The sequence below is a fragment of the Cereibacter johrii genome (assembly GCF_001720585.1).
Lineage (GTDB): Bacteria > Pseudomonadota > Alphaproteobacteria > Rhodobacterales > Rhodobacteraceae > Cereibacter_A > Cereibacter_A johrii.
In genome coordinates this window covers 32,114-48,425 of the sequence record NZ_MABH01000165.1, presented here as the reverse complement: position 1 = coordinate 48,425, position 16,312 = coordinate 32,114, and the positions used below count along the sequence as shown (strand labels likewise).

Sequence of the window (16,312 nt, the reverse complement as noted above, 5' to 3'; positions counted from 1 at the left end):
GCTGGGGACGATGCTGAAGGGAAAATACGGGCTGGTGGTGGGTGTCGCCAACGGCCAGTCGATCGCCGCCGGCTGCGCCCGCGCCTTCGCCGGAGCCGGGGCCGAGCTTGCGCTGACCTATCTGAACGAGCGCGCCCTGCCCCATGTCCGGCCGGTGGCCGAGGAGGTGGGCGCCGCGGCGCTGCTGCCGCTCGACCTGTCGCAGGAGGGCGCGCTGGACGCGGTGTTCGAGAGCGTGAAGGAGCGCTGGGGGCGGCTCGACTTCCTGCTCCATTCGGTGGCCTTCTGCCCGAAGGAAGACCTGCACGGCCGCGTCACCGACTGCTCGGCCGCGGGCTTCGCGCAGGCCATGGACATCTCCTGCCACTCGTTCCTGCGGATGGCGAAGCTGGCCGAACCCTTGATGAGCGCGGGCGGCAGCCTGATGACGGTCAGCTACTACGGCGCCGAGAAGGTCGTGGACCATTACAACATCATGGGGCCGGTGAAGGCCGCGCTCGAGGCCTGCACCCGCCATGTGGCGGCCGAGCTCGGGCCGCAGGGGATCCGGGCCAACGTGCTCTCGCCCGGCCCGATCGCCACCCGCGCGGCCAGCGGCATCGACCATTTCGACGCGCTGATCGAGGATGCCAAGACCCGCTCGCCCGAGCGGCGTCTGGTGACCATCGACGAGGTGGGCGCCGTGGCCGCCTTCCTCGCCTCCGATGCCGCCTCGGGCGTCACAGGAACCGTGACCCATATCGACGGAGGCCGACATGTTCGGATGTGATCCTTCCATCACCACGGTCGAGAACCGGACGCTGGACGAACTCCAGATCGGCGAGAGCGCCGAGGTGGACCGCGTGCTCACCCCCGAGGACATCGAGCTGTTCGCCGTCATGTCGGGAGACGTGAACCCCGCTCACCTCGATGCGACCTATGCGGCCGAGACGGGCTTTCACCATGTGATCGCCCACGGCATGTGGGGCGGCGCGCTGATCTCGGCGGTGCTGGGCACCCGCCTGCCCGGCCCCGGCACGATCTATCTCGGCCAGTCCCTGCGCTTCCGCCGCCCCGTCTCGCCGGGCGACAGGATCACGGTGCGGGTGACGGTGCGCGAGAAGGACATGGCCTCGGCCAAGGTCACGCTCGACTGCCTCTGCCTCAATCAGGCGGGAGAGCTGGTCATCACCGGCGAGGCGCTGGTGATGGCCCCGCGCGAGAAGGTGCGCCGGCCGGTCTCGCACCTGCCCGAGGTGCGGCTGCACACGCCGGGCGCGCGCTTTGCCAACCTCATCCTCGCCGCGCGGAGCCTGCCTCCGCTGCCCACGGCCATCGTCCATCCCTGCGACGACCTGAGCCTTCTCGGCGCGATCCAGGCCGAGGGCGCGGGCCTCATCGCGCCCTGGTGGGTCGGGCCGAAGGCCAGGATCCTCGCCACGGCGGCCGCGGCCAATGTCACGCTGGACGAGAGCCGCATCGTCGATACCCCCCACAGCCATGCCTCGGCCGAAGTGGCGGTGGATCTGGTGCGCGAGGGACGCGCGGGCGCGCTGATGAAGGGCAAGCTGCACACCGACGAGCTGCTGTCGGCGGTGCTCCGCCGCGACACGGGGCTGCGGACCGAGCGGCGCCTGTCCCATGTCTTCGCCCTCGACGTGCCGGACGTGGACCGGATCCTCTTCATCACCGATGCGGCGATCAACATCGCGCCCGATCTCGAGACGATGAAGGACATCGTCCAGAATGCCATCGACCTCGTCATGGCGCTGGGGATCGACTGCCCGCGCACGGCGCTGCTGTCGGCGGTCGAGACGGTGACGGGCAAGATCCCCTCGACCCTCCTCGCGGCCTCGATCTGCAAGATGCATGACCGCGGCCAGATCGTGGGCGGGCTGATCGACGGGCCGCTGGCCTACGACAATGCGATCTCGCTCGAGGCGGTGAAGGCCAAGGGCATCGTCTCGGACGTGGCAGGGCGCGCCGACATCCTCGTGGCGCCGAACCTCGAGAGCGGCAACATGATCGCCAAGCAGCTGATCCATCTGGGCGGCGCCGAGGCCGCGGGCCTCGTGCTCGGGGCGAAGGTGCCGATCATGCTGACGAGCCGCGCCGACGGTCCCTCCGCGCGCCTCACCTCGGCGGCCCTTGCCCGGCTCCATGCCGAGGCGCGGCCCACGAAGCCGGTGGCCGAATGAAACCCGTCTGGCTCGTCCTGAACATCGGCTCTTCCACGGTCAAGTTCGGCCTGTTCGACGTGGAGGATGCGCGCCCTCTCGTCCGCGGCCTGATCGAGGGGATCGGCCTTCAGCCGCGGCTGAAGGCCAGCCTGCCCGACGGCACGCTGGAACTGCGTGCCCCCGCGGATGCGCGGGACGCCAAGGAGCTGACGCTGTGGCTTCTGGGCCTGCTCGAAGGCCGCCTCGGGCCGCTCGACCTGCATGCGGCCGGGCACCGCGTCGTGCATGGCGGGCCCGACTACAACGCGCCGGTGCTGCTCACGCCCGAGGTGTTCGAGCGGCTGGAGAGCTTCTCGCCGCTGGCCCCCAGCCACCAGCCCTTCAACCTCGCGGGGGTGCGGGCGGTCGAGGCGCGCTGGCCGGGGGTGCCACAGATCGCCTGCTTCGACACGGCCTTCCACCACGACCGGCCGCGCCTCGCCCGGCTCTATGCCCTGCCCCGCGCCATGGCCGAGGAAGGCATCCTGCGCTACGGCTTTCACGGGCTCTCCTACGATTACATCGCGAGCCGCCTGCCCGAGGTGCTGGGCGAGACCGGGCGCGGCAAGGTGATCGTGGCCCATCTCGGCAGCGGCGCGAGCCTCTGCGCGATGGAGAACCTGCGCAGCCTCGACACGACCATGGGCTTCAGCGCCCTCGACGGGCTGATGATGGGCACGCGCTGCGGCCAGCTCGATCCGGGCGTGATCCTGCATTTCCTGCGGCAGGGCCTGACCGGACCGGAGATCGAGACGATCCTCGGCAAGCAGAGCGGCCTCGCCGGCGTCTCGGGGATCAGCCCCGACATGCGCGACCTTCTGGCCAGCGACCGGCCCGAGGCGGCCGAGGCGGTCGATCTCTTCGTCCGCTTCATCCTGCGCCAGATCGGAGCCCTGAGCGCGGGAATGGGCGGCCTCGACGCGCTGGTGTTCACCGCGGGCATCGGCCAGCATTCGCCCGAGATCCGGGCGCGGGTGATGGAGGGGCTCGGCTGGCTCGGCCTCGAGATGGATGCGGCCGCGAATGGCGCGGGACAGGCCGTCATCTCGGCTCCGGGCAGCCGGGTGAAGGCCGCCGTGATCGCGACGGACGAGGAGGAGGTGATCCTCCGTGCGCTCCACCGCGGCGAGGTCGCGCATTATTCGGCCGGGGTGGCGCTTGCCTGAGCGGTGGGGAAGCGTCTGCCGGCAAATCTTCGCCGGCGGCGGACCTGCGACGGAACGTTCCGGCCGCCGCGCGCATTCCTCAGCGTAATGTTCGGGCGGGCACACCGCCCGGACCCGACATGGAGGATCCCGATGAACATTCCCAAGTTCCTGCTTCCCGCCCTCGTGCTGAGCGTGGCCGTCGCCGCCTGCGGTGACACCCGCACCCAGCGGGCCGCGACCGGCGCCCTCGGCGGGGCCGTCGCGGGCCAGGTGATCGCGGACGATCCCATCACGGGCGCCGTGGTCGGCGGTGTGGGCGGCGCGGTCATTCCGTGATCCGTGCAGCGGGCGACGGCGGGCGATCCGCCCTTGCCCGCTCCTCTCCGTCAGGCCCAAGGGTGCCGGACTGGCGAGAGATCGGTCCGCACGTCATCCTGCGATCCGCAGCGAGTCCCGTCGCCGAGCTGCTTTGGCGGTAGTTATAGAACCGTTGTTCGGTTATAGCTCGCGTATGTCCTTCGATGCGACCGCCGGCTTTCCTCAAGAATCCCCATCGGCGAGCATCCCGCCCGCCCATCCTCCCCGACGCAGCGGAACGGTTGACCGGAGTTCGGCAGGCGGTGTCACCTCTCGCCACGCGAGAGGAGGATCCGATGCCCATTCCCGAAGCCCTGAAGGGCCGCCTGAAGGCGCCCGTGATCGCTGCGCCCATGTTCCTCACATCGGGCCCGGATCTGGTGGTGGAGACCTGCAACGCAGGCCTCCTCGGCACCTTCCCGGCGCTGAACCAGCGCACCACCGAAGGGTTCCGCGACTGGCTGCACGACATCCGCAACAGGCTCGCGCCTGAGGCGGCGCCGTTCGGCGTCAACCTGATCGTCCATCGCTCGAACCCGCGGCTTCAGGCGGATCTGGCGGTCTGCGTGGCCGAGAAGGTGCCGCTCGTCATCACCTCGCTCGGCGCGGTGCCGGAGCTGGTGGCGGCGGTCCATGGCTACGGCGGGCTCGTCTTCCACGATGTCGTGAACGCGCGCCATGCCCGCAAGGCCGCCGAGGCGGGCGTCGACGGCATCATTGCCGTGGCAGCCGGGGCGGGCGGGCACGCGGGCACGCTGAACCCCTTCGCGCTGGTCTCGGAGATCCGGTCGTTCTTCGCGGGCACGATCGTCCTGTCGGGCGCGATGAACACCGGGCGGGACGTGGCAGCGGCCCGGATGATGGGCTCCGACCTCGCCTATCTCGGCACCCGCTTCCTCGCGACCGAGGAGGCGCAGGTATCCGAGGAACAGAAGCGGATGGTGGCCGAGAGCGCGGCAGCGGACATCGTCTATACGCCGAAGGTGAGCGGCGTTCCGGCAAGCTTCCTGCGCCAGAGCCTCGCCGCTGCGGGGATCGATCCCGAGGGCGGGGCGGCCCCGCATCTCGACATGGCCTCGGAGGCGAAGGTGTGGCGCGACGTCTGGTCGGCGGGGCAGGGCGTGGGCGGCATCTCGGACATTCCGAAGGCAGGAGAGCTCTGCCGCCGCCTGATTGCGGATTACCGTGCAGCTGTCGCGGGGGCCGCCGAGGAGGCTCGCGGCGAAGGCTGGCTGTGACCTGCAAAATCAATGGCCGGGCGGAGCCTCTCCACCCGGCCGTTCACAGGCGTTTCAGAGCGAGGCCAGTTCTTCGGGCGTGCGCCCCTGGGCCATGGCCACCTTGAACCAGTTCGGACACCGCCCGCGGCCATTCCACGACACGGCGCGATTTGCCGGGTTGAAGTAGCTCACACGCTTCGCCCCGTTTCCTGCCTCTCCAGAGATCGCTGCTGTCCTGGATCGCGCCTTCGCGGCGGCTTGCCGGGTCTCGCAGGCGTCGAGGGCCTTGGAGATCCGTCCATAGAGGTCCAGCAGTTCGTCCCAGTTCAACCGCTCGATAGTCTTTTTCATCGCGACCGTCCTTCGGCCCATGCAGCCGGAGGAGAGACCGGCGTCTTAGCCTTCTTTTCCTCATCTTACAGAAGGTTCCCGCAGAGAGAAAATGTCTTTGGGCCATGAATGCCCATCCTTTGGAATGGGTTAGCGCCTCTGGACCGCGGCATTTCGCAGCAAGGCCGAGGGATCTGCGGATTTTTGGGGGCTGACCGACCGGACGAGAGTCGCGACAGGCAAGGGCCGGGGGCGGTCGCGCAGCCTCCGGCCCTGCGGTGGGCGGGCGCCTCAGGCGGCGCGGCGGAAGGTCGAGGCGGTCTTCTCGGCGGGCTTGGCGGCCGGCGGCGTCACATGGGCGCTGCAGGCCAGCATCAGGTCATAGGGGCTCTTCATGTCGGCGGCGAGGCGCTCGACCATGCTGCCGTACCATTCCTGCATCGAGCTGTAGGTCGCCGTGTCGGAAAAGCCCTTGTCCATCACCTTGTGCGCGGTGCCGACGAGACTGGTGACGGCGGCCTGACGGCGGTCGAGCCAGTCATGCGCCGCCTGGTTCATCTCGCCCGCGATCCCCTGCTGCATGTCGAGCATACGCTTGGCCATGATCGTGCCCACGGGGGCCACCGACAGGGTGGAGAGCAGCTCGGTCATCGTGTCGAAGAGGGTGCGGGACGTCTCGGCCGGTTTGGTCATGATTACCTCCAGATCGGTCGTTACTGCTGCGGCTCGGGCCGCAGGTATGGAACGGTGCGGGCTCGCGCCCCACCCGTCAACGAAAATCCGCCGGAGTCGCGGCGGAGAATGCTGCGCCTGCAAGCGCAATCGTTTGCGCGTGCAGAACGGGCCGGCCGCCCTGCCTTTGCAGGCCGCACGGAGGCTGCGACGGCCGAATCGCCTGGAGCTTGCGGCAGCGCAACAAGCGGCTCCGCAGGGGCGGCTAGAACCGGGGCAGCAGACGGAAGGAATGCGAGATGCTCAGAACGATCACGGCAGCGGCCACGCTCATCCTCGTCCTCGGGACGGCGGCCGGGGCCGCCATGCACGAGGTCACCATGCTCAACAGCGGAGCGGATGGTGCAATGGTCTTCGAACCCGCCTTCGTCACCGCGGAGCCGGGCGACACGATCCGCTTCAAGGCCACCGACAAGGGCCACAATGCCGAGACCATCAAGGGGATGCTTCCCGAGGGGGCCGAGGCCTTCAAGGGCAAGATGGGCAAGGACCTCGAGGTGACGCTGACCGAGGAGGGGCTCTATGGCGTGAAATGCGCGCCGCACTTCGCGATGGGGATGGTGGCGCTGATTCAGGTGGGCCAGCCCGTGAACAAGGCGGCCATTGCCGAGGTGCCGATGAAGGGCGCGGCCAAGAAGCGGTTCGGTCCCCTGCTCGCGCAGGTCGCCGAGTAGGATGGAGGAGAGCGCGGCCCCCTGGGGCAGGGGCCGCGCTCCGCCCCGGCTCAGAACGGGCTGTCGGGGAAGTAGAACTGCTCGGCATTCTCGGGCGTGACGAGCTGCGAGCCGATGATGAAGCGCCCCGAGACCGGCGTCGAGGACACGAGCTTCAGCGCCGTGAGCTCGATCGCGGTCGAGATCTGGGCCGGCGGGGAGGTCACGTTCGCCGGAAGCTGCGGATCGCCGTCGGCGATGCGCCGGATGATCTCCTTCATGCCCGCGCCGCCCATCACCCACATCTCCTCGGTGCGGCCGGCCTGGGCGATGGCCTCCATCGCGCCGATGGCCATGTCGTCGTCGGCGGCCCAGACGGCATCGATCTGGGGATATTTCGACAGGAAGTCCTGCATCACGTTGAAGGCGTCGTCGCGGTTCCAGTTGCCGTGCTGCATGTCGAGCACCTCGATGCCCGAGCCGTCGATGGCCGCGGTGAAGGCCTCGACCCGCTCGTTGTCGAGCGTGGTGGGGATCCCGCGGAGGACGACGATCTTCTTGCCGGACTCGAGGTTCTGCGCGAAATACTCGCCCGCCACGCGGCCGAAGCCCGGGTTGTCGCCCGCCACATAGAGATCCTCGATCCCCTCGACGGAGAGGCCCCGGTCCACGACCGTCACCCAAATGCCCGCCTCCTTGACCGCCTGCACGGGCGAGGTGAGCGGCTCGCTCTCGAAGGGCAGGACGACGAGGGCGCTGATGTTGCGCGTGGCGACCATGTCCTCGATGTCATTGACCATCTTGCCCGCGTTTCCGGCGGTCGCCAGCACGAAGTCGAGCTGCGGATAGACCTCTTGCAGGCGCTTGATCGTGTCCTGCGCGTGGAAGTTCAGCCCGCCCATGAAGCCGTGGGTGGCCGAGGGGATCGCCACCCCGATGGTGCCCACCTTCTCCTGTGCGAGGGCAGGGGCCGCGCCGGCCCCGGCGGCCACGCCGGCCACGGCCGCGGTGGTCAGGAATTCTCTGCGTTTCATCACGTTCCTCCCAAGGATCTACCGCGCGTCCGCGGCCTTCTTCTCCCGCTGCAAGACGACAGCGAGGATGACGATGACGCCCTGGATCGTGCCGTTGAGATAGGGGCTGACGATCGAGGCGAGGTTCAGGATATTGTCGATCAGGCTGAGGATCAGGACGCCCACCACCGTGCCCCAGACGCGGCCGTAGCCGCCCTTGAGCACCGTGCCGCCGATGATGACGGCGGCGATGGCCTCGAGCTCCCACAGGACGCCGGTCGAGCCGGAGGCCGAGCCCAGCCGCGGCACATACATGATGGTGGCGAGCCCCACGAGCAGCCCCAGAAGCGCATAGGTCGCGATCCGCACGCGCGGCACCTTGACCGCCGAGTAGCGCGCCACCTGCTCGTTCGCGCCGATGGCCGCGACATGGCGGCCGAAGGCGGTCTGGCGCATCACGATCTCGCCCAGGATGGCCACGATGGCAAAGACGATGATCGGCCAGGCGATGCCGAGGATCCCGCCGTAATAGACCGGCCGGTAGAGGCCGCGGAGGCCGAAATCGAGCGAGAGCGTGCCGCCGTCGGCGAGCCAGGTGACCAGCGAGCGGTAGATGCCCATGGTGCCCAGCGTCACGATGAAGGGCTCGATCCCCACCTTGGCGATGAGAAAGCCGTTGAGCCAGCCGGCAAGGAGGCCCGCGCCGGCGGCGACCAGCACCCCCACGAGGATGACCGACACGCCTTCGCCCATGTGGGGCAGCAGCGCGTTCATCGACAGGATCATGAGCCCCGCGATGAAGGCCGCCATGGATCCCACCGAGAGGTCGATGCCGCCCGAGGTGATGACGAAGGTCATGCCCACGGCGATGATGCCGATGAAGGCCGAGCGCGCCAGCACGTTCGTCACGTTGCCGTAGCTGAGGAAGTTCGGGTTCAGCCAGGCCCCGAGCGCGATCAGCACGAAAAGCGCGAGCAGGGGCCCCAGCACATGCAGATGGAAGCGGGGACGGGGGGCAGTGACGGCACTCATGCGCTGGCCTTCCGGTGGTTCAGCCCCATCGCGAGGCGGACGATGTTCTCTTCGGTGATGGCCTCACCCTCGACCTCGCCGGCGATGCGACCCGCGCTCATCACGACCACGCGGTTCGCAAGCCCGATCACCTCGGGCAATTCCGACGAGACGACGATGACGCTGCGGCCCTCGGCGGCGAGGCGGGCGATGAAGCCGTAGATCTGCTGCTTGGTGCCGACATCGATCCCGCGGGTCGGCTCGTCGATGATGACGACACGCGGCTCGGCCAGCATGGTCTTGGCGAGAAGCAGCTTCTGCTGGTTCCCGCCCGACAGGCTGCCCGCGCTGATCCCGCGGTCGCCCACCCGGATGTCAAAATCCGAGATTGCCTGCGTCAGGGCGCGCTCTTCGGCGGCCTTGTCGATCAGCACGCGCCCGAAGCGGTCCAGCGCGAGGAGGGTGAGGTTCTCTCCCAGCGGCTTGCCGAGGAGGAGACCCTTCTCCTTGCGGTCCTCGGTCAGGTAGACGAGGCCCGCCGCGCGCGCCGCCGACACGGAGGCATGGGGCAGGGGGGATCCTTCCATCCGCACCTCGCCCGTGGCCGGGCGGAGGCCCACGATGCCCTCCATGAGCTCGGTCCGGCCCGAGCCGACGAGACCCGCAAAGCCCAGCACCTCGCCGCGGCGAAGGGTGAAGGAGGCGTCACGGACGAACCCCGGCACGGTGAGGCCCGCGACCTCGAGCACAGGCTCGGGCGCGGGGGAGGACTTCGGCGGAAAGAGGCCCGACAATTCGCGGCCGACCATGGTCTCGGCCATCCGGTCCTCGGACAGGCCCTTCGCCGGCGCCGTCATCACCCTGCGACCGTCGCGCAGGACCGTCACCCGGTCGGCGATCCGCGCCACCTCGTCGAGCTTGTGCGAGGTGTAGAGGATGGCCGTGCCCGCCGCCCGCAGCCGGTCCACCTGCTCGAGCAGCGTATCCGTCTCGCGGTGGGTGAGCACGGCCGTCGGCTCGTCCATGATGAGGACACGCGCCTTCAGCCCCAGCGCCTTGGCGATCTCGACCATCTGCCGGTTCGGCACCGACAGGGTCGAGACACGCGCGCGCGGATCGACCGCGCAATGCAGCCGCTCGAGCAGGCGGCGGCTTTCGGCCTGCATGGCCCGGTGGTCGAGAAACGGGCCGCGCTTCAGCTCGCGCCCGAGGAAGATGTTCTCCTCGACCGTGAGCGGGGTCGCGAGGTTGAATTCCTGATGGATCATCACGACGCCCGCGGCCTCGGCCTCGCGCGAGGAGGGGAAGTGGACGGGCCGGCCGTCCAGCAGCACCTCACCCGCCGAGGGCGCGAGATAGCCCGCGAGGATCTTCATCGTCGTGGATTTTCCCGCGCCGTTCTCGCCGATCAGCGCATGGACCTCGCCGGGGCGGAGGTCGAAATCCACGTCGAACAGGACCTGAACCGGCCCGAACAGCCGCGAGACCTGGCGGATCGCGAGCACGGGCTCGGTCATGGCACCACCCAGGCGGCATTCCGGCGCGACGAGCGGAGGCAGGCGTCGATGAAGGCCATGCCCTCCATGCCGTCGGCGATGCCGGGATAGGTCACGCCCTCGGGCGGGGCTTTCCCCTCGCGATGGGCGAGGATCGCTTCGGCCGCCTCCGAATAGATCGTGGCGAAGGCCTCGAGGAAACCCTCGGGATGGCCTGCCGGCGTGCGGCTCACCCGCGCGGCCTCGGGGCCCGCGCCCGCGCCCATGCGGGTGATGAGGCGCTTCGGCTCGCCCAGGGGCGTGTGCCAGAGCTCGGTCGGGGTCTCCTGTGCCCATTCGAGCCCGCCCTTCTCGCCATAGACCCGCAGGCGGAGCGAGTTCTCATGCCCCACCGCGACCTGACTGCACCAGAGCATCCCGCGTGCCCCGCCCTCGAAGCGCAGCATCACATGGGCATTGTCGTCGTTCTGCCGGCCCTCGACGAACTCCGAGAGGTCGGCCGCCAGCGCCTCGACCTTCAGGCCGGTCACGAAGCGGGCGAGGTTGTAGGCGTGCGTCCCGATATCGCCCGTCGAGCCGCCCGCGCCGCTGCGCGCCGGATCGTTGCGCCATTCGGCCTGCTTGTTGGCGACGGGGGCGGCCATCCAGCCCTGCGGATATTCGACCTGCACCACCCGCAGCCGCCCGAGCGCGCCCGAGGCCACCAGCGCGCGCGCCTCGCGCACCATCGGATAGCCGGTGTAATTGTGCGTGAGCACGAAGAGCGCATCCGCCTTCTCGGCCGCCTGCTGAAGGCGCCTGGCCTCGGCCAGCGTCGCCGTCAGCGGCTTGTCGCAGATCACATGGATGCCGCGCTTGAGGAACTCGCGCGCCACCGGCCCGTGCATGTGGTTCGGAGTGACGACCGCCACCGCCTCGATCCCGTCGCGTCGCCGGGCCTCGGCTTTCGCCATGGCGGTGAAATCGTCGTAGCTGCGGGGGATGCCCAGTGCCGACGCACTCTCGCGCGCCTTTTCGGGCGTCGAGGAAAGCGCGCCCGCCACCAGCTGATATTTCCCGTCGAGCCGTGCGGCGATCCGGTGGACCGCGCCGATGAAGGCCCCGCTGCCGCCGCCCACCATGCCGAGCCGGATGGGCCCCTCGCGCCCTGCGAACCGGCTCATCGGTCGAGCCCCAGCATGGCCCGGTTGGCGGCCTCGTCGGTGCCTGCGCCCGCGAAATCGTCGAAGGCATTGGGGGTGACGCGGATGATGTGGTTCCGCACGAACTCTGCCCCCTCGCGCGCCCCGTCCTCGGGATGTTTCAGCGCGCATTCCCATTCCACGACCGCCCAGCCGTCGAAGTCGAGCGCGGTGAGCTTCGAGAAGATCGCGCCGAAATCCACCTGCCCGTCGCCGAGGCTGCGGAAGCGCCCCGCCCGGTTCACCCAGGACTGGAAGCCGCCATAGACGCCCTGCCGCCCCGTGGGGTTCAGCTCGGCGTCCTTGACGTGGAACATGCGGATGCGGCTGCCGTAGATGTCGATATTGTCGAGGTAATCCAGCGCCTGAAGCACATAGTGCGACGGATCGTAGAGCATGTTGCAGCGGGCGTGGCCGCCCACGCGCTCGAGGAACATCTCGAAGGTCACGCCGTCATGCAGGTCCTCGCCGGGGTGGATCTCGTAGCAGAGGTCGATCCCGCAGTCCTCGGCATGATCGAGGATCGGGCGCCAGCGGGCGGCCAGTTCGTCGAAGGCGGTCTCGACAAGACCTGCGGGCCGCTGCGGCCAGGGATAGAGATAGGGCCAGGCGAGCGCCCCCGAGAAGGTCGCCATCGCCTTCAGCCCGAGGTTGCGCGAGGCGGTCAGGCCCTTCATGACCCGGTCGACCGCCCATTCCTGCCGCGCCTTCGGATTGCCGCGGACGGACGGATCGGCAAAGCCGTCGAGCATCGTGTCATAGGCCGGATGGGCCGCGACGAGCTGGCCGTGCAGGTGGCTCGCAAGCTCTGTCACCTCGAGGCCCGCCTCGGCCGCCTCGCCCTTGAACTGGTCGCACCAGTCCTTCGACTCCGCCGCCCGGTCGAGATCGAACAGCCGCGCGTCCCATGTCGGCACCTGCACGCCCGCATAGCCGCAATCGGCCGCCCAGCGGGTGATCGATGTCCATGAATTGAAGGGCGCAGCATCGCCCGCGAACTGCGCCAGAAACAGCGCAGGCCCCTTGATCGTCTTCAAGCGATTTCCTCCCTCCGGTCGCCACCGGCGCAACTCCTCCATCGCGACCGCTGTCGTTGATGTAATCGTTTGCAGAGTCACTATAGACGCACGACAAACGTTTACAACGATTTTCCTGCGGCGCAGGATGTCGCAGAACAGCGAGGCGTCATGCGGCAGAAAGTTGCCACGATTCAAGATGTTGCACGTCTTTCCGGCGTGTCGACCGCGACCGTCAGCCGGGCCTTGTCCCACCCTGATCGGGTGGCCGAGCCCACGCGCGAGGCGGTGCTGCGGGCCGTGCGCGAGACGGGTTATGTCGCCAATCCGATGGCGCGGAACCTCCGGCGGCGGCGCACGGGCAGCATTCTGGCGCTGGTGCCGAACCTCGCCAACCCGTTCTTCTCCGAGATCCTGTCCGGCCTCGCCTCGGTGCTGACGCCTGCGGGCTACGGGCTTCTGATCGCGGACACCCACACCGATCCGGCGGGGCGCCTGACCTATTATCTCGAGAGCGGGCTGGCGGACGGCGTGGTGGTCTTCGACGGCACCCTGCCCGAGGAGGCGCTGGCCACGCGGCGGCGCCCGCCGGTGATCCTCGCCTGCGAATGGATGGGCGAGACGCTGCCCTCGGTGCGGGTGGACAATGCCGCGGGCGCCGAGATCGCGATCCGGCATCTGCACGAGATGGGCCACCGGCGCATCGGACATGCGATGGGGCCCGCGGGCAATGTGCTGACCGAGAGCCGTCTGGCGGGCGCTCGCCGGGCGCTCGAGGCGCTGGGGCTGCCCCTGCGCGAGGACTGGATCTTCCGCGGCGACTTCGGGCTTGCCTCGGGCTCGGCCGCCGCGATGACCTGGCTCGGCCTCAAGGAGCGGCCGACGGCGGTCTTCTGCGCCTCGGACGAGACGGCCTGCGGTTTCATGGGCGCGCTGCAGCATGCGGGCATCTCGGTGCCCTCGGACGTGTCGGTGGTGGGCTTCGACGATATCGAGGTGGCCGCCCATCTGGTGCCGCCCCTCACCACCATCCGCCAGCCGCGGCGCCAGATCGGCCGAAGGGCGGGCGAACTGCTGTCAGCCATGATCGAGGCGCGCGCTCTCGGCGGACCGTCGGAACTGCTGCCGGTGGAGTTGATCCGCCGCCAGAGCGTCGCCCCGCCACCCCCATGCCAAGGAGATCTGCCATGACCCATCCTCCGATCCTCGGCACGCTCGAATCCGCGCTCTATGTGACGGACCTCGCGGCGGCCGAAGCCTTCTACGGCGATCTGATCGGCCTGCCCGTGGTGACCCGCGCGACGGGCCGGCACATCTTCTTCCGCGTGGGCGAGGGCGTGCTGCTGGTGTTCAACCCCGCCGAGACGGAGGTGCCGGGCGGCAACCCGGACCTGCCGGTGCCGCCGCACGGGATGCGCGGGCAGGGGCATTATTGCTTCGCCGTCCCGCCCGAGGCGCTCGACCTCTGGCGGCAGCGGATGGAGGCCGCGGGCGTCGAGATCGAGGCGGACTTCCACTGGCCGAACGGCGCGCGCTCGGTCTATGTCCGCGATCCGGGAGGCAATTCCATCGAGTTCGCCGACCCCTCGATCTGGGCCTGACCGTTCGCGAAGCGCGAATGGCGGGCCTCAGCGGCCGCGGCGGAGATAGACGTAATAGGCGCCCTCGCCGCCGTGCTTCAGATGCGCCACCGCCACCTGCAGCACCGCGGCCCCGAGCGGCGGCATCCTGAGCCATTGCGGCACCTGATGGCGCAGCACCCCCTGCCGCTGCGGGATCGGCCCGTGATCGTCCGGCCGGCGGCTGCCCTTGCCGGTGATGACGAGCACCAGCCGCAGCCCGTCGGCATGGGCGTTCAGCACGAAGCGGATGAGCTCGGGATGGGCCTCGGTGAGGGTCATGCCATGCAGGTCGATCCGCGCCTCGGGCGAGAGCTTGCCCCGCGACATGCGGGCGAAGTTCTTGGCATCCATCCGCAGCGGCTGGGCCGCGAGATGGTCGCGCAGCGGCGGCACGAGGTTGTGGGAGGTGCCGTGGCGCACCTTCTCGCCCACCCGGAAATGCGGAAAGGCCGGAACCTGCACCTGTGGCTCGGGCGCGCGGGGGGCGGGCTCGTCCTTGGGCAGATGCGTGCGGATGCGGGCCGGATGGAGCGGCTGGGCCGACCGCGCCACGGCCTGCCACAGCTCTTCCTCGTCGGGACGGAGGGTGCGCCGGCGGGCCATCAGTTTTCGGGCAGCATGGCGTAGGCGCGATCGATGGGCAGCAGCACCATCATCCGCCCGCCGTCCTTGACCTCGCCCGCGACCTCTCCCGCTGCGGCGCCGGTGCCGTAGAAGATGTCCGCGCGCTGCATGCCCTTGATCGCCCCGCCGGTATCCTGCGCCACGAAGAGCCGCCGGAGCGGGCGGTGCCCGTACTTCTCGACCCAGACCGGCGCGCCGAGGGGCGTGAACAGGGGATCGACCGCGATGCTGCGCAGGGTGGTGATCGACCGTCCCATCGCGCCGATGGGGCCCCGGTCTGCGCCCAGCTGCGGCAGCTTGCGGAAGAAGACGAAGGAGGGGTTGAGCGCGAGAAGCGCCGCGCCCTCGGCCGGGTTGCGCCGGACCCAGGCCCGGATCGTCTGCGCCGAGGCTTCCTCGAGCCGGAGGAGACCGCGGCGGACCATCTCCTTGCCGACGGAGACGTAGGGATGGCCGTTCTTGCCCGCATAGCCCACGCGCACCACCCGCCCGTCGGGCATCCGGATCCGGCCCGAGCCCTGCACCTGCAGGAAGAAGGCCTCGACCGGATCGTCGAGCCAGGCGATCTCGAGCCCGCGCCCGGCGAGGAGCCCGCTCTCGATCTCGGCCCGGGTGCGCCAGACGGCGCCGTCCTGCAACTCGGGCGGGCGGGCATAGATCGGCCAGGCGAAGCGAGGGGTGCGGACCGGCGAACCGTCCAGCTCCGGCTCGTAGTAGCCGGTGAAGAGGGCAGGCGGATCGCCCACCTGCACGGGCCGGAAGAAGAGCTCGAAGAACTCGCGCGCGGCTTCGGGGCGTTCGGCGGCCTCAGCCGCCACCCGGCAGAGCGGCTGCCACTCCGGCTCCTTCAGGAGGTCGCAGGTCTGCCGGAAAGTGGCCAGCGCCGCGGCATGATCGTCCTTCGTCCAGCCGTCGAGCGCCTCGAACTCCAGAACCTGCGCCGACGCGCCGCCGGAGGCGGCCGTCACGGCACAGACCGCCAGCGCACGGACGAGGGCACGCATCACTCCCCGGTGGCGACGAGTTGCCAGTTCGGGTCGTTCGCGCCCATGCGGCGCTCGAAGGTCCAGACGTCGCGCTGACGCTTGACCTCGGTCGGGCTGCCCTCGATCACCTGTCCCGTCCGGTCGCGCACCACCGAGGTCAGCTCGCCCACGAAGCGCACCGCCACCTGGCCGATGCGGGTGTCGCGGTCGAACGAGGCCTCGTGGATGTCGATCTCGCGCAGGCCGAGGAAGGTGGCCTCGACGCTCAGGCCCTCGGCCTCGCGGGCCTTCACGGCCTCCTCGAAGCTTTCGAACACATCCGGCGAGAGGAAGGGCCGGATCTGCTCCAGCTCGCCCTTCTCGAAGGCCATCACGATCATTTCATAAGCGCCGCGGGCGCCGGTGAGGAATTCCGACACCGAGAAGCCGGGTTCGGCCATCTTCATGCCCGCCAGCGCCTTGGCCGAGGGGCTGCCATCGGTCACATGGTCGATGATGTCGCGGTCGGGTCCGCCCTCGATCACCTCGAAGTCGCGCCGGGTGCGCGGTTTGGGATCTTCCAGCGGCACCGCAGGCTTCTCGAAGCCTTCGCGGGTGCCCAGAACACTCTTGAGCTTGATGATCAGAAAGACGGCGATCCCGGCCAGCACCAGCAGTTGGATCAGGGACGAACTCATTTTTAACCTCGGTCGGGGGCGTCGGGCCTGAAGTCCCGCGGCATATCG

18 protein-coding genes are annotated in these 16,312 nt (G+C 69.4%); 8 read left to right on the top strand and 10 right to left on the bottom strand.

Annotated features, from left to right (window positions below):
- Window positions 1-10 precede the first annotated feature (10 nt).
- From fabI to A9O63_RS15425, 5 genes are all read left to right on the top strand, one after another.
- Window positions 11-769 carry an enoyl-ACP reductase FabI gene (fabI, locus tag A9O63_RS15445; RefSeq protein WP_069332744.1) on the top strand — a complete coding sequence of 253 codons (759 nt, stop codon included), beginning with the start codon at window positions 11-13 and terminating at the stop codon, window positions 767-769.
- The gene (locus tag A9O63_RS15440) at window positions 756-2,177 is read left to right on the top strand and encodes a bifunctional enoyl-CoA hydratase/phosphate acetyltransferase (RefSeq protein ID WP_069332743.1); all 1,422 of its coding nucleotides are present in this window, start codon (window positions 756-758) and stop codon (window positions 2,175-2,177) included. The genes fabI and A9O63_RS15440 overlap by 14 nt, the downstream gene beginning before the upstream one ends.
- The gene (locus A9O63_RS15435; protein ID WP_069332742.1) at window positions 2,174-3,364 is read left to right on the top strand and encodes an acetate/propionate family kinase; all 1,191 of its coding nucleotides are present in this window, start codon (window positions 2,174-2,176) and stop codon (window positions 3,362-3,364) included. The genes A9O63_RS15440 and A9O63_RS15435 overlap by 4 nt, the downstream gene beginning before the upstream one ends.
- A 132-nt stretch (window positions 3,365-3,496) precedes the next feature.
- Entirely contained in the window at window positions 3,497-3,682 is a 186-nt protein-coding gene (locus tag A9O63_RS23120) for a hypothetical protein (RefSeq protein WP_015921571.1), read from the top strand.
- A 317-nt stretch (window positions 3,683-3,999) separates the two neighbouring features.
- Window positions 4,000-4,941 (top strand): NAD(P)H-dependent flavin oxidoreductase, encoded by a 942-nt coding sequence (locus tag A9O63_RS15425; RefSeq protein ID WP_069332741.1) that lies wholly within the window; start codon window positions 4,000-4,002, stop codon window positions 4,939-4,941.
- Window positions 4,942-4,995: 54 nt separating this feature from the next.
- Here the strand turns inward: A9O63_RS15425 and A9O63_RS15420 are convergent, their stop codons facing one another.
- Together A9O63_RS15420 and A9O63_RS15415 are read right to left on the bottom strand one after the other, a co-directional pair.
- Complete coding sequence (locus A9O63_RS15420) at window positions 4,996-5,274, bottom strand: H-NS family nucleoid-associated regulatory protein (protein ID WP_069332740.1); 279 nt, start codon at window positions 5,272-5,274, stop codon at window positions 4,996-4,998.
- A gap of 270 nt (window positions 5,275-5,544) precedes the next feature.
- Complete coding sequence (locus tag A9O63_RS15415; protein ID WP_069332739.1) at window positions 5,545-5,946, bottom strand: hypothetical protein; 402 nt, start codon at window positions 5,944-5,946, stop codon at window positions 5,545-5,547.
- Window positions 5,947-6,224: 278 nt separating this feature from the next.
- Between A9O63_RS15415 and A9O63_RS15410 the strand changes: the two genes are divergently transcribed.
- A complete protein-coding gene (locus A9O63_RS15410; RefSeq protein ID WP_069332738.1) occupies window positions 6,225-6,659 on the top strand; it encodes a pseudoazurin in 435 nt (144 codons plus the stop codon).
- A 50-nt stretch (window positions 6,660-6,709) separates the two neighbouring features.
- Here A9O63_RS15410 and A9O63_RS15405 read toward each other — a convergent pair whose 3' ends face one another.
- Genes A9O63_RS15405 through A9O63_RS15385 form a run of 5 tightly spaced genes read right to left on the bottom strand, consistent with a single transcriptional unit; the run spans window position 6,710 to window position 12,376 of the window.
- Window positions 6,710-7,672: an ABC transporter substrate-binding protein gene (locus A9O63_RS15405; protein ID WP_069332737.1), complete on the bottom strand. Its 963-nt coding sequence runs from the start codon at window positions 7,670-7,672 to the stop codon at window positions 6,710-6,712.
- Window positions 7,673-7,690: 18 nt separating this feature from the next.
- Window positions 7,691-8,683, bottom strand: coding sequence for an ABC transporter permease (locus tag A9O63_RS15400; protein WP_069332736.1), 993 nt, complete (start codon window positions 8,681-8,683; stop codon window positions 7,691-7,693).
- Entirely contained in the window at window positions 8,680-10,179 is a 1,500-nt protein-coding gene (locus A9O63_RS15395; protein ID WP_069332735.1) for a sugar ABC transporter ATP-binding protein, read from the bottom strand. Before A9O63_RS15395 ends, A9O63_RS15400 begins: the two co-directional genes overlap by 4 nt.
- Window positions 10,176-11,321 (bottom strand): Gfo/Idh/MocA family protein, encoded by a 1,146-nt coding sequence (locus A9O63_RS15390; protein ID WP_069332734.1) that lies wholly within the window; start codon window positions 11,319-11,321, stop codon window positions 10,176-10,178. The genes A9O63_RS15395 and A9O63_RS15390 overlap by 4 nt, the downstream gene beginning before the upstream one ends.
- On the bottom strand, window positions 11,318-12,376 hold the full coding sequence (locus tag A9O63_RS15385) for a sugar phosphate isomerase/epimerase family protein (RefSeq protein WP_069332733.1): 1,059 nt from the start codon (window positions 12,374-12,376) through the stop codon (window positions 11,318-11,320). The genes A9O63_RS15390 and A9O63_RS15385 overlap by 4 nt, the downstream gene beginning before the upstream one ends.
- 150 nt (window positions 12,377-12,526) lie before the next feature.
- Between A9O63_RS15385 and A9O63_RS15380 the strand changes: the two genes are divergently transcribed.
- Together A9O63_RS15380 and A9O63_RS15375 are read left to right on the top strand one after the other, a co-directional pair.
- The gene (locus A9O63_RS15380; protein WP_069332732.1) at window positions 12,527-13,546 is read left to right on the top strand and encodes a LacI family DNA-binding transcriptional regulator; all 1,020 of its coding nucleotides are present in this window, start codon (window positions 12,527-12,529) and stop codon (window positions 13,544-13,546) included.
- Window positions 13,543-13,956, top strand: coding sequence for a VOC family protein (locus A9O63_RS15375; protein WP_069332731.1), 414 nt, complete (start codon window positions 13,543-13,545; stop codon window positions 13,954-13,956). The genes A9O63_RS15380 and A9O63_RS15375 overlap by 4 nt, the downstream gene beginning before the upstream one ends.
- Before the next feature lie 27 nt (window positions 13,957-13,983).
- Here the strand turns inward: A9O63_RS15375 and A9O63_RS15370 are convergent, their stop codons facing one another.
- From A9O63_RS15370 to A9O63_RS15360, 3 genes are read right to left on the bottom strand one after another with little or no spacing between them, the layout of a single operon-like run.
- Window positions 13,984-14,580, bottom strand: coding sequence for a Smr/MutS family protein (locus A9O63_RS15370; protein WP_069332730.1), 597 nt, complete (start codon window positions 14,578-14,580; stop codon window positions 13,984-13,986).
- Entirely contained in the window at window positions 14,580-15,605 is a 1,026-nt protein-coding gene (gene mltA, locus A9O63_RS15365; protein ID WP_069332729.1) for a murein transglycosylase A, read from the bottom strand. Before mltA ends, A9O63_RS15370 begins: the two co-directional genes overlap by 1 nt.
- The gene (locus A9O63_RS15360) at window positions 15,605-16,264 is read right to left on the bottom strand and encodes a Tim44/TimA family putative adaptor protein (protein ID WP_069332728.1); all 660 of its coding nucleotides are present in this window, start codon (window positions 16,262-16,264) and stop codon (window positions 15,605-15,607) included. Before A9O63_RS15360 ends, mltA begins: the two co-directional genes overlap by 1 nt.
- Window positions 16,265-16,312 lie beyond the last annotated feature (48 nt).